Genomic DNA, 26,100 nt, shown 5'->3' with positions numbered 1-26,100 from the left:
CACGCCTTTAATCTGAAGTTTGAAGAGAGTTGTATTCTTTACCATCCCAATAGATCGTGCGGCTAGCTGATGCTGCTTTTGCCATCAAGATTCCTTCTCCTAGCGCTGAGATTGACGGATATTTAGCCATTTCTTCCTGAGGAACAACTGCCCAAATATCATCGGCACCCAACTTGTCGGGATCATCAATGATAGTTGCCTGCTCTGTACCACCCTGAAAAATTGCCATTATTAAAGGAGAACTCAAGCCATTTTGAACTGGTTTTTCTTGCAGCATTAAGGCAATATCAATTTTGCTGTCGCCGTTAAAGTCTCCTCGCAGGTATAAAGGCCTGATGTCTCTAAAGACCATGACATAACGTTCATTCAACTTTTGCTTAAAAAAGGATTCTCTAACCCATAGAGGCACGTTGCTATATCTAATTTGGGCAATAAAGGAGGATTGGTCTGACCCATCGCCATAGCCTTGCACTGTTTTAGGATCATATGTGGTGTCATAACTAGCAGTTTGCGGGGAGGGCTCAGACGGTCCACTAGGAATCCTCTCTGCTTCAGGAGTTGAGGTTGGAGTTGGAACCTGATTTTGGGAGTTCTGTGCAGTCTCCACCGAACTATTTGCAGAACGATTTGTGGAACAAGCGATCGCAAACCATAACAGAAGACAAATTGTTGTCCAACGAGCGATTGAAGTTTTCTTCATAGTATTTTCTCCTCCTTTTGCCGAGGTGAAGATTTCTTTTTAGTTTTAATTTCTTTTGAAGAGAAGAGAGAGCGATCGCCTCAATAAAATCACACGCGATCGCTATTTCTAAAGCATGATTAACCCTGAAGATATAAATACAGGCTGAATTAAAGGCTTTTCGCAAAACCTCATTTTCCTGTCTGTAGCAAGCAGAATGCCTGCACTACGAATAAATTCAAGGAATAGGAAAATTAAGGTGCAAATAATAGTTTTTTAGAGAATTTTTCTCCGGTATTGAGTAGTTACTTGCTCAATAAAAGCTTGCCATTGCGGTGCTGGAGTCCAAATTTGCTGTAAGTCTTGGAGTGCTGCTTCAGGAGCAACATTTTGGCAAAGGGTGCGGTATAAAAACATAAATGCTGAAACCCGCATATTGGCAGCACAATGGACAAACACTTTTTTGTCTTCGTTAGCTGCCATTACCTCAAAGAAATTCAAAGCATCTTCAACCTGCGGTTTTTCCCAATCAACTGGAATGTGAATATATTCCATCCCGTAACTCGTAACGATTTCTGCTTCGTTTCGCAGCGCATTGGTTGAGGTGGGTAGCGCTAAATTCACCACAGTTGCGTAACCTGCGGCTTTAATGGCTACGAACTGCTCGACACTCGGTTGTCCGGCTGTGCCGATTTTGTCAGAAAGGCTGAGGAAGGCTCGAATTTCTGCAAGTTTAGGAGTATTCATCTCAATCTCCTGAATCTATTGCTGAGTCTGTGGTTAATCAACGCGGGGCGATCGCTCAGAGTAATAGCAACTAAGGGTATATTCATGACAAGGTCAGCGTGCAAGTACTGGCAGGCTAGAGACGGATCATGCGCCCTCACTATTCTTTTGTAGTTCCTATTTATAACGAAGAAGCTACCATCCCAGAGCTGTATCGCCGCATTAGCAGCATCATGGACCGCATGGATGGGCCAGTGGAGTTGATATTGATTAATGATGGCAGTCGCGATCGCTCCTGGGAACTATTGCGGGAGCTACACCAACGTGATGCGCGGGTTTGCTACTTGAGCTTGGCTCGCAACTTTGGCCATCAAATCGCGGTGACGGCGGGGCTAAACTTTGCCCGTGGGCAAATTGTGGTGATTTTGGATGCAGATTTGCAAGACCCACCAGAACTGATCCCCGACATGGTGGAAAAATGGCGGCAAGGCTATCAAGTGGTTTATGCCCAACGCACGCAGCGCCAACGCGAAGGTTGGTTTAAGCGTTTCACGGCCTATGCTTTTTACCGTATCCTGAAGCAGTTAGCCGATGTCGAAATCCCCACCGATACGGGAGACTTTTGTTTGCTCGATCGTCAAGTGGTGGATGTACTGAATGCGATGCCAGAGCGCAATCGTTATATTCGAGGGTTGCGATCGTGGGTCGGGTTTCGGCAAACCGCAATTTTGTTTGAGCGGAACCCTCGCTTTGCTGGAGATGTGAAATATACCTTCCGCAAGTCTTTGGGGCTAGCTGTGAATGGGTTGGTTTCGTTTTCCAAAGTACCGCTGCGGATTTCGACTTATATTGGGCTATTTTCTGCGGCGATCGCGCTTTGTATGGCAATTTTGGTGCTTTACTGGCGATTTTTTGCCCCAGGTTCACCTTTGACTGGCTACGCGGCCATTATTGTGGCGGTCTTTTTTCTGGGTGCGGTGCAACTGGTTAGCATTGGCATCTTGGGCGAATACATTGGCCGCATCTACGAGGAAATCAAAGGTAGGCCCCTCTACACCCTTGCAGAAGTGCAGGGATTCCACGAAGCAGAGGCCCCCAGCCCCAAGGTAAGCTCTAACGGTCACGCAGAGTGTCGATAGCGTTAAACATGGAATCAGGAAACCAGCCAAGCGTTTACTGCTAAGTGCTACCTGCTAACTCCCTACTGCCACTACCTGTCCCGTCTCTGCCGATCGCCGCGCTGCGTCTGCCACTTTCAAAGCGTACAAGCTGGCATCTGGAGACACATATAAAGGAGTGCCTTTATAGAGATGATCTAAAACATTGGCTGTGTCTTTCGCGAACAAACCCCGTCGTCCGCCCACCTCAACCACCTGCTCGCCAGCAGCTTGAATCAAAGTGCCGCGATCGCCATCAAAGACTAAAGCTCCTTGGGTTCCTTGCACTTCAAAGGTACGAGCCGATTGCCATAGAGTTTCTCCTTTACCATAGGTGACTTCAGCAAGCACCCCGTTGGCAAAATTCAGGTGGGCGGTACACAAGCAAGCTTGATAGAAACCGGAGTCTTGATCGACTTCAAGTTGCCTCCAGTAACGCGCCTGACAACTCACAGTTGTAACTGTGCCAAACAAATCGGTTAAGCGATGAATCCGGGAAGTAGCACCCAAAAAGGGAAAGCCAAACAGTTCTGGTTGGTAAGTCCATTTTTGCGGCGCGGGATTTTGGGGATTGATTGTGGCGTAGCGGGCATGAAAGACAGAGCCGATCTGTGGCAAAGATTTCCGTAGGGCCTGATGCAAGCCACCTAAGAGTTCAATATGCTCGACATGCAGTAGTTTGTTTTGGGTTTTAGCTAGGGCAATCAGCATCTCTGCCTCGGCTACATCCAAAGCCAAGGGATACTCAACCACAACATGCTTGCCTGCTTCTAGAGCCGCTCGGGCGATCGCTCCGTGATCTCGATTTACCGCACAGATCACCACTAAATCAATGTCTGGGCGATCGAGTAAGGCTGAACAATTGTCCAACGCCTCAGCTTGGTAATTTTGGCTAAAGGCAACGGCTCTTTCTAGCTCGTGGCCCACTACTGCTACTAGTTGCGATCGCGAATCTGCTTGAAATGCCTCTGCTCGTAACTTTGCGGCATAGCCAGTCCCAACCAACCCCACATTGAGGGGAAATGGAGCCATATCTTTGAAGAAATGCGTGGTCACAACTACAAATCCAAGTCAGTACTAATGAACAAGATGGCGAATCTATAGATTACCGAATTGTTCTCATCCAGGTAGATAGTTTTAGCTCCAACCCGACTAACTAGCGTAGTTAATGAATTCTAATAAAACAGATAGTTCTTACTAATTTATTGCTTGATTTTTGGGACTAATAGAATTCTATTTGTCAACCGCTAAACCCTCATAGCATCTTACTTCTAAGCTATAAACCTAATGAATAGGCTGAGAAAGGAACCGGTAAAAGCCATTTAGTCAAGCCTTTACCCGTCCCATAAGTATAAGTAGATCAAATGACCAAATTTCATTACGAATCCCATTCAACCCAACACCTGATTTGGTGTTACAAGTTTTAATTTTTCCCGTAGTATCTAGAAGTGAAGCTGATGAAGGAAGCCATTACTCAGGAAGATGCCTGAAGTCGCCTTTCTACAGGCTTTACGTGCCGATTCATTGAACAGAGAGGACTACTGCATGCCAACTTTTAAGGTCACCTTGATCAACGAAGCTGAAGGGCTCAACACCACTATTGAAGTTCCTGATGACGAGTACATTCTTGACGCCGCAGAAGAGCAGGGAATTGACCTTCCTTACTCCTGTCGCGCTGGTGCTTGCTCTACCTGTGCTGGTAAGATCACCAGCGGCAGCATTGATCAAAGCGATCAGTCCTTCTTGGATGACGACCAAATTGAAGCTGGTTTCGTGCTAACTTGCGTGGCTTACCCCACCTCTGATTGCACCATCCTGACCCACCAAGAAGAAGAACTGTACTAAAAAATTCGTTTTGTAGGGCCAGAGAGAAATGCTGATTGGTTGAGTTCTCTCTGGCTCTCACCAAGCTTCTAAACCTTTTTGCTAAAAGAGGAACTTAGATGATATTGGTCGAGGGAGTAGGCAGGAGTGCAACTTGCACTCCCTGCCTTATTTTTTAGCTTCTAGGAGCTGTTTGGGGAGACGGAATGCGCCAAAAGGTCAGCGCTTGACTAATCGGTTGAATCTGAGTGCCCGGATAGTAGAAACTCAAAATTTTCTGATTAGTCCAGCCCAACTTACCTAGACGATAGGAGCCAGTTTGACTTAGCCCTACGCCGTGTCCCAAGCCTCCTCCCACAAAGGCATAACCTTTGAGAACTTTGTTGGCTCCGTAAATGGGGTCTAAGTAAAAGAGGGTGCTGTTGGGTGGGTAGAAAGCGTTAAGAATGTCATCTTTTTCTAACTCGATCGCGCCTCGATCCGTTTGTGCCACCATCTTCAACACTCGTCCCGCAGGCGATCGCTCGGTGACCTGGAGTTGTTGAATAGCTGTAAAGTCGGCTAAGGGATGTTTATTGCTCTGCAAATATTGCTTCAGATCTGTGGTCAGCCGAGCTAAACTGCCCTCTTCGCGCCAGCGGAACATATCCCACCCCTCTTCATTGAAGCCTTTACGCTGAGTAATAAAGGTCCGGAAGTTTTGCTCATTGGCTAAGCTACGCTGCGACAAATCCCAAATGTTAGCGGCTGAATCGATCACGGCTCGCAAGTAAGGCCGAGGGGCTCCATTCCAGACATCACTAAAGGGCGCGGTTACTCCACCTGTGGTCGAGGAGTATAAAGCGTCCACGAGTTCGTTTTGGTAAGTCAGCACCAAGCCCCGAGTCGCTGCGATCGCGCGATCGGCCTCAGGTACAGTTCCGGTTAATCCCCAGTACACTTGGCATTGAGTATCGGCACAAAGCTCGTAACCATCGATCGCGAAGCGGCGTAAGTTGCGTAGGGCGTAAGTACGAGCCAAAATTGCTTGGGCTTCGACCGCAGGCTGGGGGGCTCCTGCCCCAATTTCGTGCGGCACAACGCCTCGCAAGTACGTTTCGATAGGAACTTGATTAACGAGGGTATAGGTGCCGTAGGAGTTGGGTTGCAGGCGTATTGTCCCGGCATAAAGCCGACTGGTTTGCTGTTCTTTGGCTATTTGTTCGGGACTTTTGTTTTTCTCTTTACTGCCTGGTGTGACCTGAACCAAACTGCTACTACTACTGACTTGGAACTGATCCCGGGTGTAGCGGTAGCCATCTACAATAAACGAGGCTTTCGGGACTTGGGAAAGAACTTGTGAATCAATATACGCAGTCGCATTACCTTGGTCTTGCAAGCTTTGCAGTAGTAAACGCCGCAGGAGCGGGGAACTGTACACATCCCGCTTGGCCCAAACTTGCCAGCGTTCCGGCTGGGCGACTTCAACTTCAATCCCTTGAGCCTGCCACTTGGCAGCGCTGTCTTCAGCACTCTCGAAGCTGCGGTGAGTACTCAGGACCACTCGCTCATTGACTTGAGGTTCTGGCAGTGGCTGCATCACCACATCCATCTTTACCTTGGTAGTGCTCAGGGTTTGGCGGATGGGGCCTGTCGTAAAAGTTAAGGTCAGGCGATCGCCCGCTGGGGCTTGCAAAGTCAATTCATCGGTGGGTTTGGTGCCAAATCGTTGCACAACGCCAAGTTGTAGCTCTGGTTCTGGAGGCGCAGCAGAGACTCCCGCTTGGATTCCTAAGCCTGCTAAGCAGGAAGCAGCGATCGCCATACCAGATAACTCAAACCAAGGGAGACGCAGTGGGTTTCTCTGATCCTTGGGGTTTTTAGCTTTAGAGGAAGCAATGGGTTGAAGCGGTTGGCTCACAGGTCGCGGCATCGCAAGAAGACTTCTTTGACAGAATACGGCAGTTCGACGAAAAAAACAGGGAAAAAGATCCGTAATTTTCATCAGGCTTAACAATCTCTTGTCTAGCTGCTCAGCAAGTCGCAGCGACAAGAGAAATTATAAAAAATGTTGCAAATCGTAGTCGGAATGAGTATGATTTAGGACATAAGCAATTATCTCTCCGCCGCAGCCGATGGCCAGAATTGAAAATATTCCCATCCAAAAAATCCGTCGTCCTTTGTTCCGACAAAACGACCCTGCTAAAGTTGTCGCTTTGATGACTTCTATTGAGGCAGAAGGCTTAAGAGAACCTATTGATGTTTTAGAAGTTGAGGGCGAGTATTACGGGTTCTCGGGTTGCCACCGTTTTGAGGCTTGTAGTCGCTTGGGTCATGAAACAATCCGCTGCAACGTTCGTCGTGCGCCTCGCTCAGTTTTGCAGATGCACTTAGCCTAAAGCTGAAAGTAGCAACCGAGTAAACTGCCTTTTGTATTAACCCTGACATTTAGCGATGACTATCTAACTGGCATAATCTAGTTGCAAGCTGGATGGTTAGCTAACAAAATCCTTGAGTTACCTACGGAGATATTATGCAAGCCCAATCTAAAGGTATCGCCATCAATATCGGTATTAGTGAAGCCGATCGCAAGGAGATTGTGGACGGACTTTCCCGTCTGCTCGCAGATACTTACACGCTTTACCTCAAAACTCATAACTTCCACTGGAACGTGACAGGTCCCATGTTCCAGACTCTTCACCTCATGTTTGAGACTCAGTACACCGAATTAGCTTTGGCTGTGGATCTAATTGCTGAGCGAATTCGTGCCCTCGGATTTCCTGCTCCTGGCACCTACAGCGATTTTGCCCGACTTAGCTCGATTGAAGAAACTCCGGGTGTCCCCACTGCCGACGAAATGATTCGTCTTTTGGTAGAGGGTCAGGAAGCTGTGGTTCGCACTGCTCGCTCTGTTTTTCCAGCCACGGAGCGGGTTAATGATGAACCAACGGCTGACCTGCTAACGCAGCGGATGCAAATTCATGAAAAAACAGCTTGGATGTTGAGAAGCCTACTCGATCAGTAAGATCTCGAATCATTACTTGGGACGTCATCAACTTCAGACTCACGAATGGGTAGAAAATGAGATGGTATTACTTCAAAGCTACCCGTTGAAGTGTAAGTAGGATGATCCCAGCGAACTCTCCAGACTACACCCATCAGTTGCGATCGCTTATGCAACCGATGGGTGTTTCCAGCTTTAAAGCATTAGCTCAAAAAGCCGACGTGTCAGAGTGGCAGGTGCGGCAACTGCGGCAAGGACAAGCTACTCAGATGCGAGCCGAAGCTTTGATTAAGCTCAGCCAAGCTCTAAAAATCTCCTTGCCTGAGCTGATTAGCACTTTTTCTCAGGTTGCCCTAGAGCCGGAGGTACGCCCTGTTTCGCCGACAGTCAGTGAAACGGGTTTGGAGGCGGAACTGGTAGCCGTGAAGTTGGAATATGAGCGATCGCAAGCGCAATTGGCTCAACAACGAGAGGCGCTTTGGCAAGAGTTTCAACAATCTATTTTGCAGGCGATCGAATCTTGGCTTCTGCAATGGCCGACAGCGGCTTATGCAGCTCAACAAAACCCTCAAGCACCAGCGGTCAGACTGCTACCATTACTGCGACCGATTGAAACTTTGTTACAGCAGTGGGGAATCGAGGCGATCGCTGAAGTGGGAATGGAACTGCCCTACGATCCAACTCAGCATCAATTGATGGAAGGAACTGCTCAACCTGGCGATCGCGTCCGAGTCCGCTACACAGGTTATCGTCAAGAGGCGAAGCTGCTTTATCGCGCTAAGGTGAGTCCTGTGGTTGCAGTTAAGCCCTAAACACCTTTGTTTTAGCATCCTCCAAGATTCAGAACCTACGCCAGCTCAACAATCTCTCATTTGACTGATGCTGCAATTGTGTGGATTTGTTGCAGTAGAAAGAGAGCTGAAGCGTGGAGAAAAATAAAAATGCGTAAGTTAAATATTGGTTTGACCGAAGAACAGCGTCAAGGCGTGATTGGATTGTTGAATCGTGATCTGTCTAACGCTTATTTGCTTCTGATCAAAACTAAGAAATACCACTGGGATGTAGTTGGTCCTCAATTCCGCTCTCTACACCAAATGTGGGAAGAGCACTACCAAGCTCTGACCGAAAACATTGATTCATTGGCTGAGCGCGTCCGGATGTTGGGCGGCTACCCGGTTGGAACTGCTCAAGGTTTCTTAGAAAACGCATCCATTGAAGAGCATGGGGGTGACGTTCCTACAGCAGAGCAAATGGTTTCTAACTTGGTCGGTGACCACGAGCAGGTGATTCGTAATCTGCGTGACCATGTAGACCAGTGCTCCGAAAGCTTCCATGATGAGGGAACTGCTGACTTCCTCACAGGTTTGATGGAACAGCACGAAGAAATGGCTTGGATGTTGCGCTCCTTCATTGAAGGGCAGTCAATCCAGCCTGATGGTCAGACTAGTGCAGAACCCAAACTGACTGTAGCTGCGAACTAAATTAGTTTTGTAGCTTATAAGTTTTAAGGTAAGAGAGGTAAAGCTTAGGCTTTGCCTCTTTTGCTTATGAAGATTAATTGAATGTGATTAGGCGATCGCTACTAAAAAGCCAAAAGTTTTTAATAAGAATTTCCGTAGAGTCTTTTGTCAGAGTAATTAGCTAATTTCCTGTGGTTAGGCGCAATCGCTGATATAGGTTGAGTCATTTGGCTAGGGGAGTTTCGGGGTCTGTAAAGAGAGAATTGAGTTGTTAAGCGCAAACTTTTTCTTACTTGAAGAGATCTGACCCATATGACACCGGAAGAATTCAGAGAGGCTTATCTAGCAGCTCAAAATGGCCTTGGAAATGATCTGCAAACGCTAGTAAGTCTGTCTAAAAAATTCAGCGAATTGGCAACTAAATTCAGCGAGCTAGCAGATAAAATCCCAGTAAACTACTCAAAAATCAATGAGATTGTAGAAGATTTTATTGATCAACAAGAGCCGTAACCGCTAGTTAAATGATTGAGTAAGCGGTCTTCAGTTCAACTTCAATTGTTTTCACCAAATTCTCTAGAGCGATCGGTTTTGTGAGATACGCACATGCTCCCAAATCGATCGCTTTTTGCTTCTCGCTCTGGAAGGCGTAGGCAGAGGCAACGATGACGGGAATAGCAGACCAGACAGACGATTTTAATTGCTGAAGCAAAGTCAATCCATCAATGCAAGGTAGCTTCAGGTCGAGAAGCAGCAGCTCAGGTTGGAACTCAGCTAAGGCTGAAAAGAAGTTGAGGCCATCCGGTAGGCTCAGAACCGTGTAACCTTCAGCCTCTAAACAGTCGTGAGTAATTAAGCGATGCAGCTCATTGTCTTCAACAATCAAGATTCGCTCTTTAACAGTGGTTGAATTGTGAAGTTCAGTGATTGTCATCGCTATCTCTATCAAGTTCCTGTAAAGCTTCGAACTTCCTATATTGTGCGTTCAATTTTTTTCGTTGTACTCACTGAACTGGCCGAACTATAGTTAGCAAAATCGCGTAAAAATTGCGCTCTTTGAGCAAATTTTATACCTTCACGGTTTAATCAGTTAGGCAGCATGGTTTTTCCCGAAAGTAGGCATCGCTCTCCTATTACATTTATTGGCGCGATCGCTGCCTCGCTTCAGCCCTGCGCTTTCCTTACCGTCTGTCACGCTCTAGTCGCTGAATAGGGGCTTTCCAATACAAGGCTTCAGGATGTCTGCTTGCTAAAACGCTCTTTTCGTAGAGCACCATTGAAAATATAGCCAAACGGCTTGATGCAATCTTGAGGGTATATTCCATTCATGTGGTTAATGCTGATCTCTTTAGCTGCCCTCACCGGAGGCATTTGTGGCTGGATCTTCCAGGGGTACCGTTCCGTTATTCTGGGAGGTGCAATTCCTTGGTTTGGGCTGCTGGCGTGGCTACTCTACAACGAGTATTTCGTCCCCTACCAAGGAGATGGAGCATCCATGTGGCCGATCGCCCAACTTTTTGCTGGCTCTATAGTGGCTGTGGTGGGTGTACTTGCAGCGGTTGCTGTTCGTGAGGTCAAAGCGAGATTGCGAGGAAGCAAGCGACCATAAAACCGGGCGTTCACAAATTGAACCCGTACGAATCGCTTTCCTACTACGTTTTACGTTTACTGACGCGATCGCTGTCTCGCTTCAGCTCTGTGATCGCCCCACCACATTAGTGTTAGGACAGGGATGCCTATCACTAGAGGCACCAGAAATCGGAGATCGGCTGCGGCTACCCCTACTCCGGAAATAATGAGAGTAAGGAGTGCTGTAATGAAGTATCGGGTGTTAATGCCTTTTCCCAGATGCTTGAGCAGTAGTAACACTGGCCAAAAAATGACAAAGAAGGCTAAAGCAAATAGGAATATACCCAACACCGAATAAAAGACGAAAGTCAAAGACATACAAAAAGCTTAAGACGAGAAGTTCTGCCAAATACCCATTCAGGATGCCCCACCAGGGATCGCGTTGTCATGCTGAGATCGCTGTTCCGCCTTACGGCTGTGGTACTTCTAATTTTAGGATCAGCCGAAAACAACATCGATACATTTGTATCTAGAGAAAATGCATGGACTCAAGGCAGCTTTAATTGGATGTCCAAATCTCTACCCTCCCAAAAGTTCATTTTGTTGACGATAGGAAGTGTGGTTATTATTCTTATGCCTTGGGCACTCTGGAAAGTTCCACAGTGGCAGGTAGAACCTCTACAACAACAGATTGATGCGCTGCGATCACCAACGTCAAAAGCTTCGATGCCTCGATCCAAACCTGTCGACCCTGAAAAAATTGCTGCTCTAGAAAAATCACGAATTGATGCTGAGAACGCTACCCGAAGTTGGTTGATCCAAGGAGTTGTTGGTATTTTCGCTGCTGCAACTGCTTTTATTGCCTGGCTCAACTATCAGGCTACGCAAGAAAAACAAGTAGCGGAGCGCTTCAGCAAATCCATTGAGCAACTGGGAAGTGATAATATCCACGTTCGGCTTGGCGGCATTTATGCGTTGGAGCAAATTGCCAAGGATGCGGAGGAAAAGTACTACTGGCAAGTAATGGAAACTCTTACTGCTTACGCACGAGAAAAGTCACCCTACCCACCTAAAACTGAAAAGAAGTCGACCTCGTTTATTCAAGTAGCGCTTCAAAAAGTTGAGGGTGATAACTTTGCAAGCCAACCAAATATTCCACCGCTGCCCCTTGACATTCAGGCTGTGCTGACTTTACTTGCTCGACGGAAGCATACCTATGGGCACAAGCTTGAACCCCATCGCCTCAATTTGCGAGCAGTAGACTTGCGACGTTTACACCTTCCTCCTACCGCTCAACTGAGATCAGCAGACCTTTCAGGCTCTAGTCTCCAACAGGCAGAACTTGCGGGAATCAACTTCCAGCAAGCAGAGCTTTCAGACGCTAATCTACAACAAGTAGAACTTACCGGAGCGAATCTGCAAGAAGCGAAGTTTTGCAGTGCTAACTTGCAATGGGCAAAGCTTTGTGAAGCCAATCTGAGACAGGCAAAGCTACAAGGGGCAGACCTACAAGGGGTAACTCTTTTGAGGTCAAACCTATACCAAGCATGCCTGGTGCAAGCGTGCCTTATCAGCGCGCATCTAACGGGGGCAAATCTGAAGCAGGCAGAGCTTGAAGGAGCTAACTTGCAAGACGCACGACTTTGGTTTGCGAACCTGGCGGAGATAAACCTAATACAGGCGAACTTACAAAACGCGGATCTCATAGGGACGAACTTACAAGAAGCTGACCTTAGAGAAGCGAATCTACAAAGTGCGTTCCTTATGGGAGCAAACTTACGAGGAGTATCCTTTGTAGAAGCGAACCTAGAACAGGTGCGATTTGCATGGCCAGGTTTGCAAAGGGAAATAGGGTTTAAAGGCTTGATACCTGATAGATACAGGTTTGATAGACCAGCTAAAAGATTAGCTTGGTCTCAACTTCAACAAGCTAAGTCTTATAAAGGAGCCGTTCTTCCGTACTATCTCCTCAAGCAACCTCAATCTACGCAGGCAGGAAAGGATAAATCCCCTAGATGAAGATCCCTAGTCATTATAGGAAGAGAAAAAACTGACTCAAGCAGAGATAGCCTACAACCGCGATCAGAAGAATATTAGAGACATATTCCTTGTCAAATTAACAATGCGATCGCCCTCTGCTTTTTCTGCTAACTCGACCCTAAGTCTTTAAATCTAGAAGCTCGTTCTGCTTAGAAGTTTGACCAGCTGTGTGAAGAATCAGATTTTACCAAAAAATGTTTTAAAACAACAAAGCCCGCTCAATTTAATGAGCAGGCCTTATGCGATCGGAGCGGCGGGATTCGAACCCACGACCCCTACTACCCCAAAGTAGTGCGCTACCAAGCTGCGCTACGCCCCGTCGTGCTTTACGACTATACCATAACTTCCCAATTCGGCACAAAAAATTAGAAAACTTTCAGGACTTGAATAGCTTGCAGCAGAGCGGGCACTGCCGAATCAGGCCAACTGCCTTCTCCCCGGCGTCCAGTTTGTAAAATGAAACGCAAGCTGTAGGTATGGGGATAACCTTCGGCTTCTAGCCACAAGAGCTCGCTTTCCGCTTCACAGCTAATCTTTTCTTCATCCATTAATTCTGTAGCCATGTGCTGCATGGTGCCAGCAAGCTGCTCAGTTAGGCGGCAGAGATCGTTTAATTCCGCTTCGGTTAACTCAATGGCCCAGTCTGTCCCACCGACTAGCCCTTGAAATTCCTTAGCATTAGGGTCCCAGCCCAGTCGCCAACCGGGTCCACTTTTGACTAATCGTTCCATTTAAATGCCGTGGTATCTGCCCAGAAACTAAGCCTAAAAAGTAAAGGTAGTTCAGCAGACGTACATCCACTCAACTACCCGCTTAAATTAAATTGCATTAACTGCTAAGGCAAGAGCAACCGCGCATCTCCTGGCTTTGGTTGAGGGAGCCTTGGTGAAGTCGGGGTCCCTTGAGGCCGAGTTGAGCCTGATGGAACATTACTCGCTGGGTTCGGGTTGGGTTGAGCCGCTTGACTAGCCCGAGGACTAAACACATTAGTCAAAGCTTGAGCTAACGCATTCCGTTGGACTCGATTTAAGCGACCAATAGCTACGCGATCGCCTTCTAGGGGATTAGTCTTTAAGGTGTCGTACCCTGGATACTGAGATTCCTGCATCAGGCTGTTGGCACCCAAGTAATCAGCCAAGGTTAGCTTCCAGTCCAAGCGATATCCAGGGGGTCGCCCCTTCACATAGATGTGATAGCGAATTAAGCGTCGAACCAACGTGTTGTTGGGGTCTACTTTACCTGTTTCTGTGCTGGTGTACTGGTTCTCACGGGGCAAGTTAGGGATCTGCTTATAGACTTGCTGCCAAGCATCATCAACTCTGACGACGCTTTGGGAGAAACCAGGGCTTTGAGAGAAAGCAGGGGATGGATTGAGCAAGCTATGGTTGCCCAAACTCATTACCGCGGCGATCGCAGTTAAGCCCGCAACACTTAGAACAGTGGCAATAAACTTTAGAACTCGATTTCGTCTTTTCACTCGCCAATAATTTCTGGTTGAGTTAACTCATCCGACATTTCCATGATCGCCCGTAACACGGGTTTCATCTTGGGGTCATCAATGCTGTCAAAATCTTCAAACCGACGACGCTTCGCCCGATTGGCAACTTGCACAGTGATCCGATAACGATTAGAAGCGGCCCCAATCAAATCTTCAGCCCGTCGCATGATTTGGGTGGTATCGAATACAGAACGCTTGTGCATAGAATTTCTAAGTTGGGAGAGTAATCTCTAGTCTATCAGGAGTCTCCAAGACGCTGTTTGATCCTTAAAAGTTGCATTTGTGTCTGCTTCTATAGATGCATCAAGATTTGCAAAGTTTTTGTTTGAATGATAAAGTCCGATTCAGCGTTCAGGCGATCGCATGCGAACCCTTGAATCTCCTATTTCTCAGCAACAACGCGGGCTTGTCTTTAAGCATCACCCTCAGAAGATTGTCGCCCTGGGTGACAGCATTGTGTACGGATTTGGCGATCCAGCTGGGGGTGGTTGGGTAGAACGCCTACGCCGCAGTTGGATGCTCCCGGATAGCCCAGGTCATGTACTTTATAACCTTGGTGTGCGGGGCGATGGAGTCCAGCAAATAATCCAACGGTTAGATGGGGAGTTTCGCCATCGTGGGGAGCTACGAAACCGCGTTCCAGATTTAATTATTCTCTCCGTCGGAGTAAACGATTCTGCCCGCTTGGGGCGACCTACGGGACGTAACTTTACCGATTTTGAGCTATTCCAAACTGAGATTAGCAATTTGCTAGACCAAGCAAAGCAGTTGTGCCCAGTTTTATTTGTTGGCATGGTGCCAATCGATGAAGCCAAGATGCCATTCCTAGACTGCTTTTATTACAGCCAGAGCGAGCAAGTGCGCTACAAAGAAGTGACTCGATTGGCCTGTGCAGAGCGCCAAATCCCCTATCTGGACGTTTTTCAGCATTGGCTAGATCGGGGTGAAGACTGGTGGCGATCGCGCCTGTGCGAGGATGGCCTTCACCCCAATGTAGCGGGATATCAATCGCTGCTAGAGGATGTGTTGAATTGGCCCGCAATGGCTCAGTGGGCAGGGCAACCGCTAGCGACAGCCTAGGCTATCACGCGTCGCTACTCCCGTGACTGGGTTGACTCCTTCAGCTCGTTTGCAGAGCTGGGCAATCTCGTAGCGATCGAGCACAGCATCGGTGAAGTCTGCCCCAATGATGGTTGCCCCCTCAAAGCTGGTGCGGGTCATAATGGCTTCTTGGAAAATCGCATTGGAAAGATCCGCGCCTTGCAAAAAGACGCGATCGACCAAGGCTCCAGTGAAGTTAACGCCACTTAAGTTGGCATTGAGCAGCACGCCTTTCGTCATGATGGCGTTAGTTAAATCGGCTCCCTGAAAATTAATTTCTCGCATTTCCGCAGCGACAAAAGTTCTGCCAACTAAGTTGGCATGGGAAAAGTCTTGGTTGTTTAAGTTGGCATTGTTGTAGTTGACGGTATCAACCTGAGCCCAAGCGGGAGTCGCCCACAGGATGATCCATAGCCATGCCAAGCACAGTAGCAGAATGATGCCTAGACAACGCTGCAAAATAGGTTGAATCGCTTTCACAAGGAAGAATTGCATCGGTACTTCATCAGGTTTCTCAATAGCATCTTAAACCCCTGCCTTGACTGTCTACCCCTTCAAGAAAATGACCTAGATCGCTAGACAGGAAGTTTGACTAGTTTTAGGGCGTTGGTTTTAGGGCACTGGTTCTAGAGCAACAGCTATAAAGCGGGCAAACATGAAGCGGGCAAACTGATTTTATGTTTCACGCCTGAGGAGGCATCTGGCCTGAGGCTTGTAGGAGTTGCCAAGCTTGGTCTACTGCTTGAACTGAAAAGCCAGCTTCAACTAACAAGTGCCGAGCTTCATCCACGGTGACTGACTGGAGACTAGGAAGCTGGGTTGCATCATAGGTATCCGGTTGCGATCGCGCTATGTCTTCCGCCCAGGTTTTCAGCTCTACTAGGTTGGGTGATGCGATCGCCGTGTCTGGATCGGTCTCAGATCTGAGGGTTTCAGAACTGATTTGCTTGGTGGTGAGAAGCGCCAAGAGACAGTACAAAACTTCTGTTTGCAACGAGGTGAGAGCAGCAGGTGTTGCTAATGTAGCGGGTTCAGAAGTAATAGCGGGTACAACTGAGGCTCCCTCTGTGGCACTTTGAACTGGCTGATTGGATGGATGAATGATCAGCGTTGGGCTTGCTGGTACTTTGCGGGTTGCTAGCCCAGCCACAAAAGCTCCCAAAACTGCCCCAGTCCAAAGGCCTGTGAGACTACCTCGCCACATAGCTCCAGGAGCACCTGCCGCTTGACAAACAAGTTTAGGTCCCCAAAATTGAGTTTCACAGGTTCGGTTCTGTGCGGCCAGACTAAGCTGCCCTCCCATATACGCACCAAAAATGCCGGACGTTAGCGCCGTAAACGTGCAAATTAGGGTACGCCTAGGAGACATCAGCGCCTCTTACAAGACTAGTGGATGGGCTGATTAAGCTGACTTAGGTTTTATTCTAAGCCAGCTTGCTAGTCAACCTAGATCAGCCTGTGTTTCGCATGCCCGCCGCAATGCCGTTGATAGTTAGTAGAGCACCGCGTAGCAGTTCTCCTTTGCTATAGCGAGAGCGGATGATGGCCGTAGTGGAGCTAGTACGATGCTGGCGCAGACGCTTGAGCAAGGACACTTGCAAGAATCCCAGCGGAACAATCGTGCCGTTGCGAAGCTGCACCGATCGCTGTAGCTCTGGATCGCCATCGAGTAAGCGCTTATGACCTGTGATAGTCAGGACCAAATCTCGCGTTAGGTGGTATTCCTTGGCGATCTGTTCGTACAAAGTTTCGAATCGGGCTCGGTCCTCTGGTTCTGACAGCTCTCCTACATAGTGATGAGCAATTTGTAGGTCCACTTTGGCCAAGGTCATTTCCACCTTAGAAATCACCATCTTGAAAAAGGGCCATTTGTAGTAGAAGTAGCGCAACAGCTTGAGATGTTCTTCTGGCTCTTCTTGTAAAAACTGCTCTAAAGCAGTGCCCACGCCATACCAAGATGGAACTAGGAAACGGCTTTGGGTCCAGCTAAATACCCAAGGGATGGCTCGCAAACTGCCCAAATCTTTTTTGCCGCCCCGTCGCGCCGGACGAGAGCTGATTTGGAGTTGACTAATTTCTTCAATAGGGGTGACTTGGTGGAAGAAGTCAACAAAGTCAGCCTGCTCGTAAATCAAGGCGCGATAGTGAATCCGCGATCGCCGAGACAACTCCTCCATAATCTCGTTCCAGGGTTCAATGTCATCAAACCCATTACGGAGCAAGCTAGTTTGAATCACCGCGGTGGTGACGGTTTCCAAGTTAAAGAGCGCTAGTTCTGGCAAAGAATACTTAGAAGCTAAGACCTCTCCCTGCTCGGTAATCTTGATCCGACCATTCACGCTCCGACCAGGCTGGGCCAAAATTGCTTCGTAAGCAGGGCCACCCCCCCGACCGACCGAGCCACCCCGACCGTGGAAAATCCGCAGATGAATGCCGTAGGTTTCAGCGATCTGCTGCAACGCTTGCTGAGCTTTATGAATTTCCCAGTTGCTGCTGAGGAAGCCAGAGTCTTTGTTGCTGTCGGAGTAGCCCAGCATGACTTCTTGCAGCATCGGGTGCACCTCCTCTGGGCTAGTCGCTGCTGCGTGGCCCCCTGCTAGAAAAGCCCGATACAGAGGCAGTTCAAACAAATCCAACATCACCGAGGGAGCTTGCTTCAAGTCTTCCACAGTTTCAAACAAGGGAACTACTTGAAGGGTGCCAACACCAGTCGCTGGATCATAAAGTCCTGCTTCTTTGGCCAATAACAGTACTGCCAGCAGGTCACTAACGTTGTGACTCATGCTAATGACGTAGGTTTGACAAATTTCCGGGCCAAACTCCTGCTGCAATTTCCGCACCACGCGGAAGGTTTCAATAATCTCGCAGGTTTTTTCGGAGAAGGGCAACTCGGCGGGAATCAGCGGTCGTCTAGTCTGCAACTCAGTCGCGAGCCAAAGCGATCGCTGAGCTTCCGACATCTCGTTGTAAGACTTGGGCAGAATTTGCAGATATTCCGCGACTTCATTAAACACATCCGAGTGGCGGGAGCTTTCTTGACGGATATCCAGGTGGGCTAAGTTAAAGCCGTAAATTTCCACCTGACAAATCAAATTCTCTAGCTCGCGGCAGCTCAGACCAGTCGCAGTCAGGTTGCGGTGAATTAATTGCAGTTCTGCTAAAAACTCGGCTCCAGAGCGATAGGTATTTGCAGGCTGGCTCTCTAAGATTTCGTTTTGCAGGTAATCCCCTGTCTGCAAGCGGGAGTTCCGGGCCTGAGTATTTTCCAAGCGCTGAAGTACATAAGCCAGCTTGAGCCGATATGGTTCTTGCCGATAGCGGATCGCCAATCGGTCATAGACATCGGGCAGTTGCATCTGGTCCTGCTCTAGGGATTCCAGCAGGTCGGGTAAAACATCGCACCAATGCAGCGAGAGGCTAAGTAAGTTGGTCAGCCGCCGCACCGACTGGAGGTATTTTTCTAAGACTAAGTTGCGCTGATAACAAGCAGTTTGCCAAGTGATCTGAGGTGTGACGGATGGGTTGCCATCGCGGTCTGATCCAACCCAAGAACCAAACTTGCAAAAACTGTGTTGGGGTGGACGCAGGTGGGGGAATGAAGTATCAAGGGCGCGTTTGAAGCGTTGATAGAGCTGAGGGATGACATCAAACAACACTTCTTGGAAGTAGTGCAACGTATAGTCCACTTCATCCAAAACTGTGGGTTTAAACTGGTGCAACTCGTCAGTGCGCCACCAGAGGCGAATTTCCTCAGTGAGTTGTTCTCGTAGCGCCTCTAGTTCCCAAGAAGACACTAAGTTGGCTGCATTACCTGCTTCTTCAATCCGATCGAGCTGGCGCAGAATTTTGGCAATCCGTCGCTGTTTATCCCGAATGGTGTGGCGAACAATCTCAGTTGGGTGAGCGGTGAAGACAAGCCGCACATCTAGCTGGTCAATTAATCTTTGAATATGCTGTGGTGGCACATTCAGTTCTCGCAGCTTGGGAAATAGCCCGTGAAATGTCCCCATCTCCCGGCGAGGTGGATTTGCTTCTTGCAAGCTCTTTTCTAAAAGATTGGCTTGTAAATCTAGTTGTGGCTCGGCAGCAGGCTGATCAAGGGGTTCGCCCATGAGTGAAGCGATTAAATCTTGGGAGCGATCGCCATTCTGCGCTCCACCGCCTTCGTAAGCGGCTCGATACTGTTGCTGCTGTCCCCGCTGCTCGTAGTGCTGCTCAACAATGTTGATTAATTGAAAGTACAGCGCGAAAGCCCGAGCGGCTCGAATCGCTTCGTTGAGGTCGAGCTTTTCGATTACTTTTAAGACTTCTGGCTCTAAGGCATTGGCGGCTTGTCCTTCTGGTGAGCACATAGCTCGCAATTGGTTTAACAAGTCCACCAGCTCTTGGCCGCACTCTTGCTGCAACACTGATTCCCACAAGTCTTCCACGACCTTTAAGCGTTCGCGGAGGGGAAATGCCGTTTTTTGATGCGGAAACAGCTCTGAGGTAGCGCTCACAGCCATTGTTTGTGATGCCTCTGGTGCTGACATGGCTACAGAGCTGTAGGCATCATCTGACGAATGGAAGGTTGAACTCATAGAGTCTGTTCCAGCCCAGTGAAAATACTCAACAATTTTATGGGTTAAGCTCTAATTTTGGGGGGTTTTAGCGTCAATAAAGCCTGACTCTGTCCCAATTCGTCGCTTAGTTAGGTCAATTCTGGAATCTACACCTCGTAACTTCTGAGGCAGTTCGCAAAAACAACGTCAGAAATTAACTAAGACCCGGTTCAGAAGTATTTGAGATTTAGTCTCAAGTGATGATTGAGACCAGGCTCAGGCAGTACAACTGGGGCAAATTAGATTCAGAGCTAGAAAATAGTAGCAAATTCGAGTGACTTAAAGTTACTCGGAAATTTCGGAGTTAGAAGTATGAGTGACCGGAAAGTCTATATTAGGTAGGCGATCGCCCCTAAATAGTTCTTCACTCATCTGCCCCAACTCTTGCACACACTCTGCTAAGGCTTTACCGCTTAACAAGAATGCAAGCAAAGGAACGGTAGCTAGACTAAGCCAAGGGCTGGATTTGGATTGATCCGGGTTAGGTCGCTTTGAAGTGGATGGCATAGCAAGGCCTACAGACTGCTAATCAAGCGTTTAGTTGGAAAATTGTCAGGTTGAGGCGGCTTAATAGTCTTCTTACTCGTCTTAGCTAGCATGTGCTACGCTGCGTCAAAGCTCACCCTGTTGTAGTCAGGCTAGACAAACCAGATGTAAAGCTTTCTACCGATCCCCAGTCATTTGGGGAGCTTAATATTGCTTGGTAATCGCAGACTAAGCTGTATTTGCACAGCGTCTCAGGATGAGATAGTCTTCGTCAGTATAGCGTTTCTGAGAGCGATCGCATCTGTCTGAGGGGTGTAACGCAGCCAGGGTGTGCTATTCGTAAAGGGCAAGCTTGCTCAGTTGAATCAATCCAACGGGTTGGGGCTTTGATGTTGAATGTAAATGAACGGGCTTCAGGTCGTCAGGCCGTCATAACACAGTGGGTTGTCCGAGCGATTAATCTGCAAGGAGTGCAGGTTCAAGTTAGGTTTCGGGGCAATCTCGTACATATTTTATGTGAAGGGCACCAAGCTCCCGACTCAGTAGTGGTAATGAGTCGCGTGGTGGAGGCACTTTCACAAGCAGATTTAGCGGCCTTGCTACCCCCCGACCCCCATCCGATTTACCAGATTTTTCTCTATGGTCGTGGCTTTAGTAGCGATCGCCCCAGTTGGTCAGAGCCAATTTACCTCAACCAGCTTGATCGCCATTTAGAACAACTTAAGCATCTACAACCCCCGCCTCCTGACCTCTCTAGCTTTACCTTACGACAACCCCCTATCCGCTCCCGCTCCAATTCAACTACGTCTGACTCAACTACAACAGCAGTTAAAGCGGGTCCAACTACTCAAAAATCTAATAGACCTCCAGGCTCGCCAGCCACAGCAACTCAACCCAAAGCTCCAGTCCCATCCGCGCCTCCTCACTCCACCTCGGCAGCGGGCACAGCCCTCCTAGTCCCCAATCGTACTTTAGCTAAGCAAGGTCGCCCTGATGCGATCGCTCGCTATTTGAGTGAAACCTTGGGGGCAATGGGAGTTGCCGTTGAAGTGACAGCTAAGGCAATTCCCTGTACGCCTGATGCGGCTACAGACAGCCAGCACCGCAACCAGCGGCTTTGGATTATTTGCGAAGCACCTTATAGCCCCGATCCAGCGTCTCTGGCAGAGCCGATCGCGCAGAAACTTCGAGGCTTGGAACTGGATAGTTTTCGCGATGCGCTAGTTTTTAGCCAAGTCAGTGGCGAGCCGCGTCCAGATTGGCGGTTGCAGGTTGACTTGACTCCACCTGACGAAATGCTGAAAGAGTGGGCGCGTTGGGGGGACGTGCAAGCGATCGCCCGCCTGCTGAATCGTCCCCTGGCTGCCGATCAAGTTGAAGTGGTGGCCGAGTTAAAAGAATCTACGCTGCATTTACTCTGTAGTGTCAAAAGTGCCAAACCTCCCTCTTCACCTAATTCATCGGCAACGCCAGCGAGTGGAGCACCGAGCCAAGCAACGGTTGTTCCCACCATTTCAACGTTACTAGAAGCCCTAGCCCCACAGGGTATTCACGCTGCCACTCTCTACGGTCAGGTGGCGGGTCAGGAAGCGCCTGCTTGGGTAGACTGGCTCAACTTGCCTGCGGCTCAACATGGGGCTTTGGCGGAGTCAGCGTTGGGATTGGCGCAACAAGGCGATCGCCCCGCCTTACAGTTCTTGCTGAGTCGCCTGCTGAACCCTAACCTCGATTGGCGCTTAGCAACTGGAGGGGTACGCATTCAAGTCCTAGATCGAGAGGATTTGTTGCACATCATGAGCGATGCGCCCGTTTGTCCCAAGCAAAAGCAGGTGGGGCCAGCCGTCGCTAAATTTGTGCGGCAACTCCAGATTCCGAATGTGTCGGGAATTCGAGTTTATGGTCGTCGGGCGGGTCAAAAGCGCCCCTTGTGGAGTTATGGCGCTGACTTTGCCACCCGCGATCGCCTCGTGCCAGAGGCAACCCCAGAGTTTGCCGCTTCTGATGCCTATGTCAATGAGTTATTAACCCAACCGAATGAAATTGGTCTCCGCCCAGAGCTAACGTCCGAAGCTTTACAAGCAGCCCTGAGCCAAACGACCCAGCGGGTGACTCACAGGCTACAACAACTTTTGCTGCGATCGCAGTTGTTCTTGCCTAGCGACCAACCTTTAGGGCAACAAGCAGGCTACAAAGGCGCGGCAGTCGCTGTCGTTTGGGGCACCTTAGGGCTGTTGTTAACCCTGCAAGCAGACTGGGTTTTGGGTCAAATTCTCCAAGTCAGAACGAATGTGGCTTCGGTAGATGCTCGGCCCAAAACTGCGTCAACGAAAGCATCTACAGCCGCAAAGTCTGTTGCTAGTAAACCTCGCCCACCCTTGGCTGTGCCTAAACCCCCAGCATCATTAAAGAAATCTCCGGGGGAGGATAAAACAGCCTTTAATGCGTCTGGTTTTACCGAGTCGATTCCACCAGCATCCTTGGCAGATGAGACTGGTATTGCCGCCAAGCCTTTACCTGCCGAACCGCTGAAAGCGACTGCCACCTCGGTTGCGATTTTGGCCGCAGCGCGATCGCCTTATCCAACCTTCAACAGTCGGCAACTAGATGAAAAGTTAGCCCTCTACTACCAGCGTCTTGCGGAATCTGGCCCCCCCGATATCCTGATCATCGGGAGTTCTAGAGCCTTGCGAGGCGTTGATCCAGCCGCCTTACAGAAAGCTTTGGCGGCTCAAGGCTATGCTGGCTTGAGTGTGTTTAACTTTGGCGTGAACGGGGCCACGGCTCAAGTGGTAGATGTGATTTTGCGCCAGGTGCTCACGCCTGCCCAGATGCCGAAGTTGATTGTGTGGGCAGATGGTGCCCGAGCCTTTAACAGTGGCCGAGTTGATATTACCTACAATGCGATCGCGGCTTCTGAGGGGTATCGGCAAGTTTTAGCGGGTACAGTGCCTGATACACCCAGTGGTACTGCATCGTCCGCTGCAACTACAGTCGCAACGAGCAACCTGAGTACTGCAACTCCAGCGGGAACTCCCGCCGATACCAACAAAACGGTGGGCACTTCTTTAGCGGCTAGTTATCAAGCCTTGAACCAATGGATGAATGAATCCCTAGGCGCTTTTTCTGCGACCTATGCTCAGCGCGACCAGTTGAAACAGTTGTTGCACCAACAGTGGGCGGGTGTATTAAAGCCGGAGCCAACTTTAGAGCAATTGCTGGCAACTCAGGGCCAGTTTGGGGCAAAATCAGCATCACCCAATGCCGAAGGAGTTGAGACAGATTCACTCCTCTACGCGATCGACTTTGATGGCTTCTTGCCGCTGTCTCTGCGGTTTAATCCTGCTACCTATTACCAGAAATACGCCAAAGTTTCGGGTGACTACGATAGCGACTATGACTCTTTTGAGCTGAAAGGCAAGCAGGCACAAGCGCTCGCGTCTTTAGTGCAATTTACGCAGGCGAAGCAAATTCCTTTAGTCTTTGTGAACTTACCTCTGACCAAAGACTACTTGGATGCGGTGCGGATGGAACATGAAGAACAGTTTCGGCAGCAGATGCTCCGACTCGCCACCGAGAACGGATTTGTCTTTCGAGATTTGAGTCAGCTTTGGCCGGCTGAAAATGACTATTTTTCTGACCCTAGCCACCTAAATCGCTATGGTGCCTACGAAGTCTCGAACCGTTTGGCTCAAGACCCTCTGGTTCCTTGGCCGCGATTGCAAACTTCAGCCTCTAACACCCCCTAAACTAATCAATCTCGGATGGCAATCCCTCACGAGATGATTCTGTCTATTCTCGGTCCAGCTAGTTCTGCTCCTACCCATGACGTTTCTCTCGCTGACTTACGGACTTTTTCTGATCCTCGTTCTTGGCATTTATTGGTCGGTGCGAGAACCGTGGTGGCGATTATGGACCCTGCTGATTGCCAGCCTGGTGTTCTATGCTTCCTTGCAGGTGGTTTATATTCCCCTACTGTTTGCAAGTTTGTGGCTAAATTTCCGCATTGGGCAGGCGATCGGTGAGCCACCAGACTGGCGGATTGAAGATTGGCAGTTTGCCCAACAGGATTGGAATCGTCGCCGAGTTCAGCTGTTGTGGTTCGGGATTGCCGCCAATGTCTTATTGCTGGTGGGCTTTAAGTATGTGCCCTTCTTGCTCTCTAGTGTGGGGGGTGGCCTCAATTGGGCCGCCGCTCAGCAAAATGCTAGCTGGCTAGACGAAAACTTAGTCGTACCGTTAGGGCTGAGCTTTTTTACTTTTGAATGTATCGCCTATTTAGTCGATGTCTATCGTGGCGCTCCTGCGACCCAGCAATTTCTCAAGTTCTCGGCTTATAAGCTGTTTTTTCCCAAGTTAATTTCTGGGCCAATTACTCGATTTCACCTATTTGCTACCCAGTTGAAGGCGCAGCAGTTTCCTAAGCCCGATCAGATCGTGGAAGGAGTTTGGCTGATTGCTTGTGGCGCAGTGAAGAAAGGGCTTTTGAGCGACAATATTGGCACTTTTGTGGATCTTTGCTTCGGTAATATCCAGCGGGCAGGTAGCGGCGACTTGTGGTTAGCGACCTTTGCCTATGGGCTGCAACTTTATTTAGACTTCAGCGGCTACGTGGATATTGTCCGAGGCAGCGCCATGTTGCTCGGCTTCAACTTGCCGCAGAATTTTGACTTCCCTTACTTCTCCACCAGCATTGCCGACTTTTGGCGACGGTGGCACATGACGCTGGGCGATTGGTTGCGAAACTACCTTTATTTTCCACTGGGTGGCTCCCGGCAAGGGTTACAGCGCACTTGCCTCAACTTGATGATTGTGATGCTGATTGCGGGAATTTGGCATGGAGCCGCTTGGGGTTTCGTGGTTTGGGGCGCTATCCACGGCCTCGCTTTGGTCGTACATCGGCTGACCCAGGTTTATAGCGATCGCACACCTAGCCTCAAAGCTTTTTGGCTTAGTATTCCGGGAGCAGTCATTGCTTGGCTAATCACGCAACTGATGGTGTTTATAGCCTGGATCTTCTTCCGCTTACCTAACCTGAAGGACTCCACTTGGGTCGTGCAACATCTCTGGGGCCATGCAGCAGATGCTCAATTTACCCAAAAGATTTATCTGGAAGGGTTAAAAATGGAGCGACCGCAGATAGCCTTACTGTTGTGGTTAATTGTGGCTTTAATGGGCGTTGCCTATGCCTTCAATCGCGGTCTAAAATTACAAATTAATTGGCCGCTGAAGCTTCTGCTGGTGCCGTTGTTCTTCTTCCTGGTCTGGATGTTAGCGCCTCAAGGCAGTCTGCCCTACATCTACTTTGATTTCTAGAGCACTCTCTAGGGAGTTCTATTAAAACAAGGAAGCCCCGATCAACTTGACCAGGGCTTCTATTTATTAAATGCTAGCTAATTTATACAAGACGCTAGCGGTTTTTATTTGTTTTTATCTCTAAACGTATCTTCGCTAACTTCTGGCTTTGAGGCTAGGGTTAACCTACCCATTCGTTACCCAAAGCTTATAGGTATCCGCTTCAGAATATTTTTATGATTGCCTCTAAAAAGACCGATCGCCATCCTAAACGGTTAATTGAATGTTGAAACTATTGGCACAGAAATAACCTAAGCCGGGAGGCTAAAATCTCTTTACAGAAGTTCATTTCCCTCTGACTGAGCGCTCTCAAATAGTAAACATTATTTAACGGCATTAAGGAAAGAAGTTAGGTTAAACCTATATATTAGGCAGTCAAGTTTTGGCTCCCTTAGCTGCTTAATCACAATACATTCAAGCAAGTTAATTCAGCACTTATCCAACTATGACAACTACTCTACAAAGACGCGAAAGCGGTAACCTGTGGGAGCGATTTTGTGGATGGGTCACCAGTACCGACAACCGCCTCTATGTAGGCTGGTTCGGCGTCCTGATGATCCCCACCCTGCTCTCCGCCACCATCTGCTTCATCATTGCCTTCATCGCGGCTCCTCCCGTCGATATCGA

25 protein-coding genes, 1 tRNA gene and 1 pseudogene are annotated in these 26,100 nt (G+C 48.8%); 13 read left to right on the top strand and 14 right to left on the bottom strand.

Going from position 1 to position 26,100, the window contains the following annotated elements:
* Nucleotides 1-7: 7 nt before the first annotated feature.
* Nucleotides 8-700 (bottom strand): hypothetical protein, encoded by a 693-nt coding sequence (locus NDA01_RS22140; protein WP_348229666.1) that lies wholly within the window; start codon nucleotides 698-700, stop codon nucleotides 8-10.
* A gap of 255 nt (nucleotides 701-955) precedes the next feature.
* A complete protein-coding gene (locus NDA01_RS22135) occupies nucleotides 956-1,426 on the bottom strand; it encodes a protein tyrosine phosphatase family protein (RefSeq protein WP_348229665.1) in 471 nt (156 codons plus the stop codon).
* A 128-nt stretch (nucleotides 1,427-1,554) separates the two neighbouring features.
* Here NDA01_RS22135 and NDA01_RS22130 point away from each other — a divergent pair, with 128 nt between their 5' ends.
* A complete protein-coding gene (locus NDA01_RS22130) occupies nucleotides 1,555-2,544 on the top strand; it encodes a glycosyltransferase family 2 protein (RefSeq protein WP_348229664.1) in 990 nt (329 codons plus the stop codon).
* Between the two features lie 54 nt (nucleotides 2,545-2,598).
* Here the strand turns inward: NDA01_RS22130 and NDA01_RS22125 are convergent, their stop codons facing one another.
* A complete protein-coding gene (locus tag NDA01_RS22125) occupies nucleotides 2,599-3,618 on the bottom strand; it encodes a Gfo/Idh/MocA family protein (protein ID WP_431193488.1) in 1,020 nt (339 codons plus the stop codon).
* A 489-nt stretch (nucleotides 3,619-4,107) separates the two neighbouring features.
* Between NDA01_RS22125 and NDA01_RS22120 the strand changes: the two genes are divergently transcribed.
* Complete coding sequence (locus NDA01_RS22120) at nucleotides 4,108-4,407, top strand: ferredoxin (RefSeq protein WP_190437124.1); 300 nt, start codon at nucleotides 4,108-4,110, stop codon at nucleotides 4,405-4,407.
* Nucleotides 4,408-4,561: 154 nt separating this feature from the next.
* Here NDA01_RS22120 and NDA01_RS22115 read toward each other — a convergent pair whose 3' ends face one another.
* Nucleotides 4,562-6,298: a SpoIID/LytB domain-containing protein gene (locus NDA01_RS22115; RefSeq protein ID WP_348229663.1), complete on the bottom strand. Its 1,737-nt coding sequence runs from the start codon at nucleotides 6,296-6,298 to the stop codon at nucleotides 4,562-4,564.
* A gap of 202 nt (nucleotides 6,299-6,500) precedes the next feature.
* Here NDA01_RS22115 and NDA01_RS22110 point away from each other — a divergent pair, with 202 nt between their 5' ends.
* The 5 genes from NDA01_RS22110 (at nucleotide 6,501) to NDA01_RS22090 (ending at nucleotide 9,339) form a co-directional block, all read left to right on the top strand.
* Nucleotides 6,501-6,764 carry a ParB N-terminal domain-containing protein gene (locus NDA01_RS22110; protein WP_348229662.1) on the top strand — a complete coding sequence of 88 codons (264 nt, stop codon included), beginning with the start codon at nucleotides 6,501-6,503 and terminating at the stop codon, nucleotides 6,762-6,764.
* Nucleotides 6,765-6,898: 134 nt separating this feature from the next.
* On the top strand, nucleotides 6,899-7,390 hold the full coding sequence (locus NDA01_RS22105) for a Dps family protein (protein WP_348229661.1): 492 nt from the start codon (nucleotides 6,899-6,901) through the stop codon (nucleotides 7,388-7,390).
* Nucleotides 7,391-7,491: 101 nt separating this feature from the next.
* Nucleotides 7,492-8,181, top strand: coding sequence for a helix-turn-helix domain-containing protein (locus NDA01_RS22100; RefSeq protein ID WP_348229660.1), 690 nt, complete (start codon nucleotides 7,492-7,494; stop codon nucleotides 8,179-8,181).
* A gap of 129 nt (nucleotides 8,182-8,310) precedes the next feature.
* The gene (locus NDA01_RS22095; RefSeq protein ID WP_190437130.1) at nucleotides 8,311-8,850 is read left to right on the top strand and encodes a Dps family protein; all 540 of its coding nucleotides are present in this window, start codon (nucleotides 8,311-8,313) and stop codon (nucleotides 8,848-8,850) included.
* Nucleotides 8,851-9,141: 291 nt separating this feature from the next.
* Nucleotides 9,142-9,339 carry a hypothetical protein gene (locus NDA01_RS22090; protein ID WP_190437134.1) on the top strand — a complete coding sequence of 66 codons (198 nt, stop codon included), beginning with the start codon at nucleotides 9,142-9,144 and terminating at the stop codon, nucleotides 9,337-9,339.
* A 7-nt stretch (nucleotides 9,340-9,346) separates the two neighbouring features.
* Here NDA01_RS22090 and NDA01_RS22085 read toward each other — a convergent pair whose 3' ends face one another.
* Complete coding sequence (locus NDA01_RS22085) at nucleotides 9,347-9,760, bottom strand: response regulator (protein WP_190551104.1); 414 nt, start codon at nucleotides 9,758-9,760, stop codon at nucleotides 9,347-9,349.
* A 402-nt stretch (nucleotides 9,761-10,162) separates the two neighbouring features.
* On the opposite strand from NDA01_RS22085, the gene NDA01_RS22080 reads away from it, so the two are divergent.
* On the top strand, nucleotides 10,163-10,435 hold the full coding sequence (locus NDA01_RS22080) for a hypothetical protein (protein ID WP_348229659.1): 273 nt from the start codon (nucleotides 10,163-10,165) through the stop codon (nucleotides 10,433-10,435).
* Nucleotides 10,436-10,491: 56 nt separating this feature from the next.
* Here NDA01_RS22080 and NDA01_RS22075 read toward each other — a convergent pair whose 3' ends face one another.
* Nucleotides 10,492-10,773: a hypothetical protein gene (locus NDA01_RS22075; protein WP_348229658.1), complete on the bottom strand. Its 282-nt coding sequence runs from the start codon at nucleotides 10,771-10,773 to the stop codon at nucleotides 10,492-10,494.
* Nucleotides 10,774-11,013: 240 nt separating this feature from the next.
* Between NDA01_RS22075 and NDA01_RS22070 the strand changes: the two genes are divergently transcribed.
* On the top strand, nucleotides 11,014-12,414 hold the full coding sequence (locus tag NDA01_RS22070; RefSeq protein WP_348229657.1) for a pentapeptide repeat-containing protein: 1,401 nt from the start codon (nucleotides 11,014-11,016) through the stop codon (nucleotides 12,412-12,414).
* A gap of 266 nt (nucleotides 12,415-12,680) precedes the next feature.
* On the opposite strand, the gene NDA01_RS22065 is transcribed toward NDA01_RS22070, so the two are convergent.
* The 4 genes from NDA01_RS22065 to NDA01_RS22050 form a co-directional block, all read right to left on the bottom strand.
* Nucleotides 12,681-12,754: transfer RNA gene (locus NDA01_RS22065), tRNA-Pro, on the bottom strand.
* 46 nt (nucleotides 12,755-12,800) lie between these two features.
* The gene (locus NDA01_RS22060) at nucleotides 12,801-13,166 is read right to left on the bottom strand and encodes a DUF1818 family protein (RefSeq protein WP_348229656.1); all 366 of its coding nucleotides are present in this window, start codon (nucleotides 13,164-13,166) and stop codon (nucleotides 12,801-12,803) included.
* A gap of 104 nt (nucleotides 13,167-13,270) precedes the next feature.
* Nucleotides 13,271-13,912 carry a hypothetical protein gene (locus tag NDA01_RS22055; RefSeq protein WP_348229655.1) on the bottom strand — a complete coding sequence of 214 codons (642 nt, stop codon included), beginning with the start codon at nucleotides 13,910-13,912 and terminating at the stop codon, nucleotides 13,271-13,273.
* Nucleotides 13,909-14,136 (bottom strand): DNA-directed RNA polymerase subunit omega, encoded by a 228-nt coding sequence (locus NDA01_RS22050; RefSeq protein ID WP_190437156.1) that lies wholly within the window; start codon nucleotides 14,134-14,136, stop codon nucleotides 13,909-13,911. The genes NDA01_RS22055 and NDA01_RS22050 overlap by 4 nt, the downstream gene beginning before the upstream one ends.
* A 160-nt stretch (nucleotides 14,137-14,296) precedes the next feature.
* Here NDA01_RS22050 and NDA01_RS22045 point away from each other — a divergent pair, with 160 nt between their 5' ends.
* Nucleotides 14,297-15,013 (top strand): GDSL-type esterase/lipase family protein, encoded by a 717-nt coding sequence (locus tag NDA01_RS22045; protein WP_348229654.1) that lies wholly within the window; start codon nucleotides 14,297-14,299, stop codon nucleotides 15,011-15,013.
* On the opposite strand, the gene NDA01_RS22040 is transcribed toward NDA01_RS22045, so the two are convergent.
* The 4 genes from NDA01_RS22040 to NDA01_RS22025 all read right to left on the bottom strand — a co-directional run bounded on the left by NDA01_RS22040 (nucleotide 14,999) and on the right by NDA01_RS22025 (nucleotide 20,142).
* Nucleotides 14,999-15,529 carry a pentapeptide repeat-containing protein gene (locus NDA01_RS22040; RefSeq protein WP_348229653.1) on the bottom strand — a complete coding sequence of 177 codons (531 nt, stop codon included), beginning with the start codon at nucleotides 15,527-15,529 and terminating at the stop codon, nucleotides 14,999-15,001. The genes NDA01_RS22045 and NDA01_RS22040 overlap by 15 nt on opposite strands.
* A gap of 187 nt (nucleotides 15,530-15,716) precedes the next feature.
* Complete coding sequence (locus NDA01_RS22035) at nucleotides 15,717-16,403, bottom strand: hypothetical protein (RefSeq protein WP_348229652.1); 687 nt, start codon at nucleotides 16,401-16,403, stop codon at nucleotides 15,717-15,719.
* 82 nt (nucleotides 16,404-16,485) lie between these two features.
* Entirely contained in the window at nucleotides 16,486-19,614 is a 3,129-nt protein-coding gene (ppc, locus tag NDA01_RS22030; RefSeq protein WP_348229651.1) for a phosphoenolpyruvate carboxylase, read from the bottom strand.
* Between the two features lie 306 nt (nucleotides 19,615-19,920).
* Nucleotides 19,921-20,142, bottom strand: a complete 222-nt coding sequence (locus tag NDA01_RS22025; protein ID WP_190437165.1) for a hypothetical protein — start codon at nucleotides 20,140-20,142, stop codon at nucleotides 19,921-19,923.
* 368 nt (nucleotides 20,143-20,510) lie between these two features.
* Between NDA01_RS22025 and NDA01_RS22020 the strand changes: the two genes are divergently transcribed.
* The 3 genes and pseudogenes from NDA01_RS22020 to NDA01_RS22010 form a co-directional block, all read left to right on the top strand.
* Nucleotides 20,511-23,867 (top strand): DUF1574 domain-containing protein, encoded by a 3,357-nt coding sequence (locus NDA01_RS22020; RefSeq protein ID WP_348229650.1) that lies wholly within the window; start codon nucleotides 20,511-20,513, stop codon nucleotides 23,865-23,867.
* A 76-nt stretch (nucleotides 23,868-23,943) separates the two neighbouring features.
* A complete protein-coding gene (locus NDA01_RS22015) occupies nucleotides 23,944-25,434 on the top strand; it encodes an MBOAT family O-acyltransferase (protein ID WP_190437169.1) in 1,491 nt (496 codons plus the stop codon).
* Between the two features lie 484 nt (nucleotides 25,435-25,918).
* Nucleotides 25,919-26,100: pseudogene (locus tag NDA01_RS22010) on the top strand (photosystem II q(b) protein); the annotation flags it as partial.

The organism is Trichocoleus desertorum AS-A10 (assembly GCF_039962155.1).
In the GTDB taxonomy this organism is placed as follows: Bacteria; Cyanobacteriota; Cyanobacteriia; order FACHB-46; family FACHB-46; genus Trichocoleus.
This window is presented reverse-complemented; position numbering and strand designations above follow the sequence as displayed.

Excerpts from the sequence above, each read along its gene's own strand:
- NDA01_RS22140 (WP_348229666.1), bottom strand. The coding sequence starts at position 700 with ATGAAGAAAACTTCAATCGCTCGTTGGACAACAATTTGTCTTCTGTTA.
- NDA01_RS22100 (WP_348229660.1), top strand. The coding sequence starts at position 7,492 with ATGATCCCAGCGAACTCTCCAGACTACACCCATCAGTTGCGATCGCTT.
- NDA01_RS22045 (WP_348229654.1), top strand. The coding sequence starts at position 14,297 with ATGCGAACCCTTGAATCTCCTATTTCTCAGCAACAACGCGGGCTTGTC.
- NDA01_RS22135 (WP_348229665.1), bottom strand. The coding sequence starts at position 1,426 with ATGAATACTCCTAAACTTGCAGAAATTCGAGCCTTCCTCAGCCTTTCT.
- NDA01_RS22060 (WP_348229656.1), bottom strand. The coding sequence starts at position 13,166 with ATGGAACGATTAGTCAAAAGTGGACCCGGTTGGCGACTGGGCTGGGAC.
- NDA01_RS22110 (WP_348229662.1), top strand. The coding sequence starts at position 6,501 with ATGGCCAGAATTGAAAATATTCCCATCCAAAAAATCCGTCGTCCTTTG.
- NDA01_RS22120 (WP_190437124.1), top strand. The coding sequence starts at position 4,108 with ATGCCAACTTTTAAGGTCACCTTGATCAACGAAGCTGAAGGGCTCAAC.
- NDA01_RS22105 (WP_348229661.1), top strand. The coding sequence starts at position 6,899 with ATGCAAGCCCAATCTAAAGGTATCGCCATCAATATCGGTATTAGTGAA.
- NDA01_RS22090 (WP_190437134.1), top strand. The coding sequence starts at position 9,142 with ATGACACCGGAAGAATTCAGAGAGGCTTATCTAGCAGCTCAAAATGGC.
- NDA01_RS22015 (WP_190437169.1), top strand. The coding sequence starts at position 23,944 with ATGACGTTTCTCTCGCTGACTTACGGACTTTTTCTGATCCTCGTTCTT.
- NDA01_RS22020 (WP_348229650.1), top strand. The coding sequence starts at position 20,511 with ATGTTGAATGTAAATGAACGGGCTTCAGGTCGTCAGGCCGTCATAACA.
- NDA01_RS22035 (WP_348229652.1), bottom strand. The coding sequence starts at position 16,403 with ATGTCTCCTAGGCGTACCCTAATTTGCACGTTTACGGCGCTAACGTCC.
- NDA01_RS22115 (WP_348229663.1), bottom strand. The coding sequence starts at position 6,298 with ATGCCGCGACCTGTGAGCCAACCGCTTCAACCCATTGCTTCCTCTAAA.
- NDA01_RS22095 (WP_190437130.1), top strand. The coding sequence starts at position 8,311 with ATGCGTAAGTTAAATATTGGTTTGACCGAAGAACAGCGTCAAGGCGTG.
- NDA01_RS22025 (WP_190437165.1), bottom strand. The coding sequence starts at position 20,142 with ATGCCATCCACTTCAAAGCGACCTAACCCGGATCAATCCAAATCCAGC.
- NDA01_RS22130 (WP_348229664.1), top strand. The coding sequence starts at position 1,555 with ATGCGCCCTCACTATTCTTTTGTAGTTCCTATTTATAACGAAGAAGCT.
- NDA01_RS22075 (WP_348229658.1), bottom strand. The coding sequence starts at position 10,773 with ATGTCTTTGACTTTCGTCTTTTATTCGGTGTTGGGTATATTCCTATTT.
- NDA01_RS22080 (WP_348229659.1), top strand. The coding sequence starts at position 10,163 with ATGCTGATCTCTTTAGCTGCCCTCACCGGAGGCATTTGTGGCTGGATC.
- NDA01_RS22085 (WP_190551104.1), bottom strand. The coding sequence starts at position 9,760 with ATGACAATCACTGAACTTCACAATTCAACCACTGTTAAAGAGCGAATC.
- NDA01_RS22050 (WP_190437156.1), bottom strand. The coding sequence starts at position 14,136 with ATGCACAAGCGTTCTGTATTCGATACCACCCAAATCATGCGACGGGCT.
- ppc (WP_348229651.1), bottom strand. The coding sequence starts at position 19,614 with ATGAGTTCAACCTTCCATTCGTCAGATGATGCCTACAGCTCTGTAGCC.
- NDA01_RS22040 (WP_348229653.1), bottom strand. The coding sequence starts at position 15,529 with ATGCAATTCTTCCTTGTGAAAGCGATTCAACCTATTTTGCAGCGTTGT.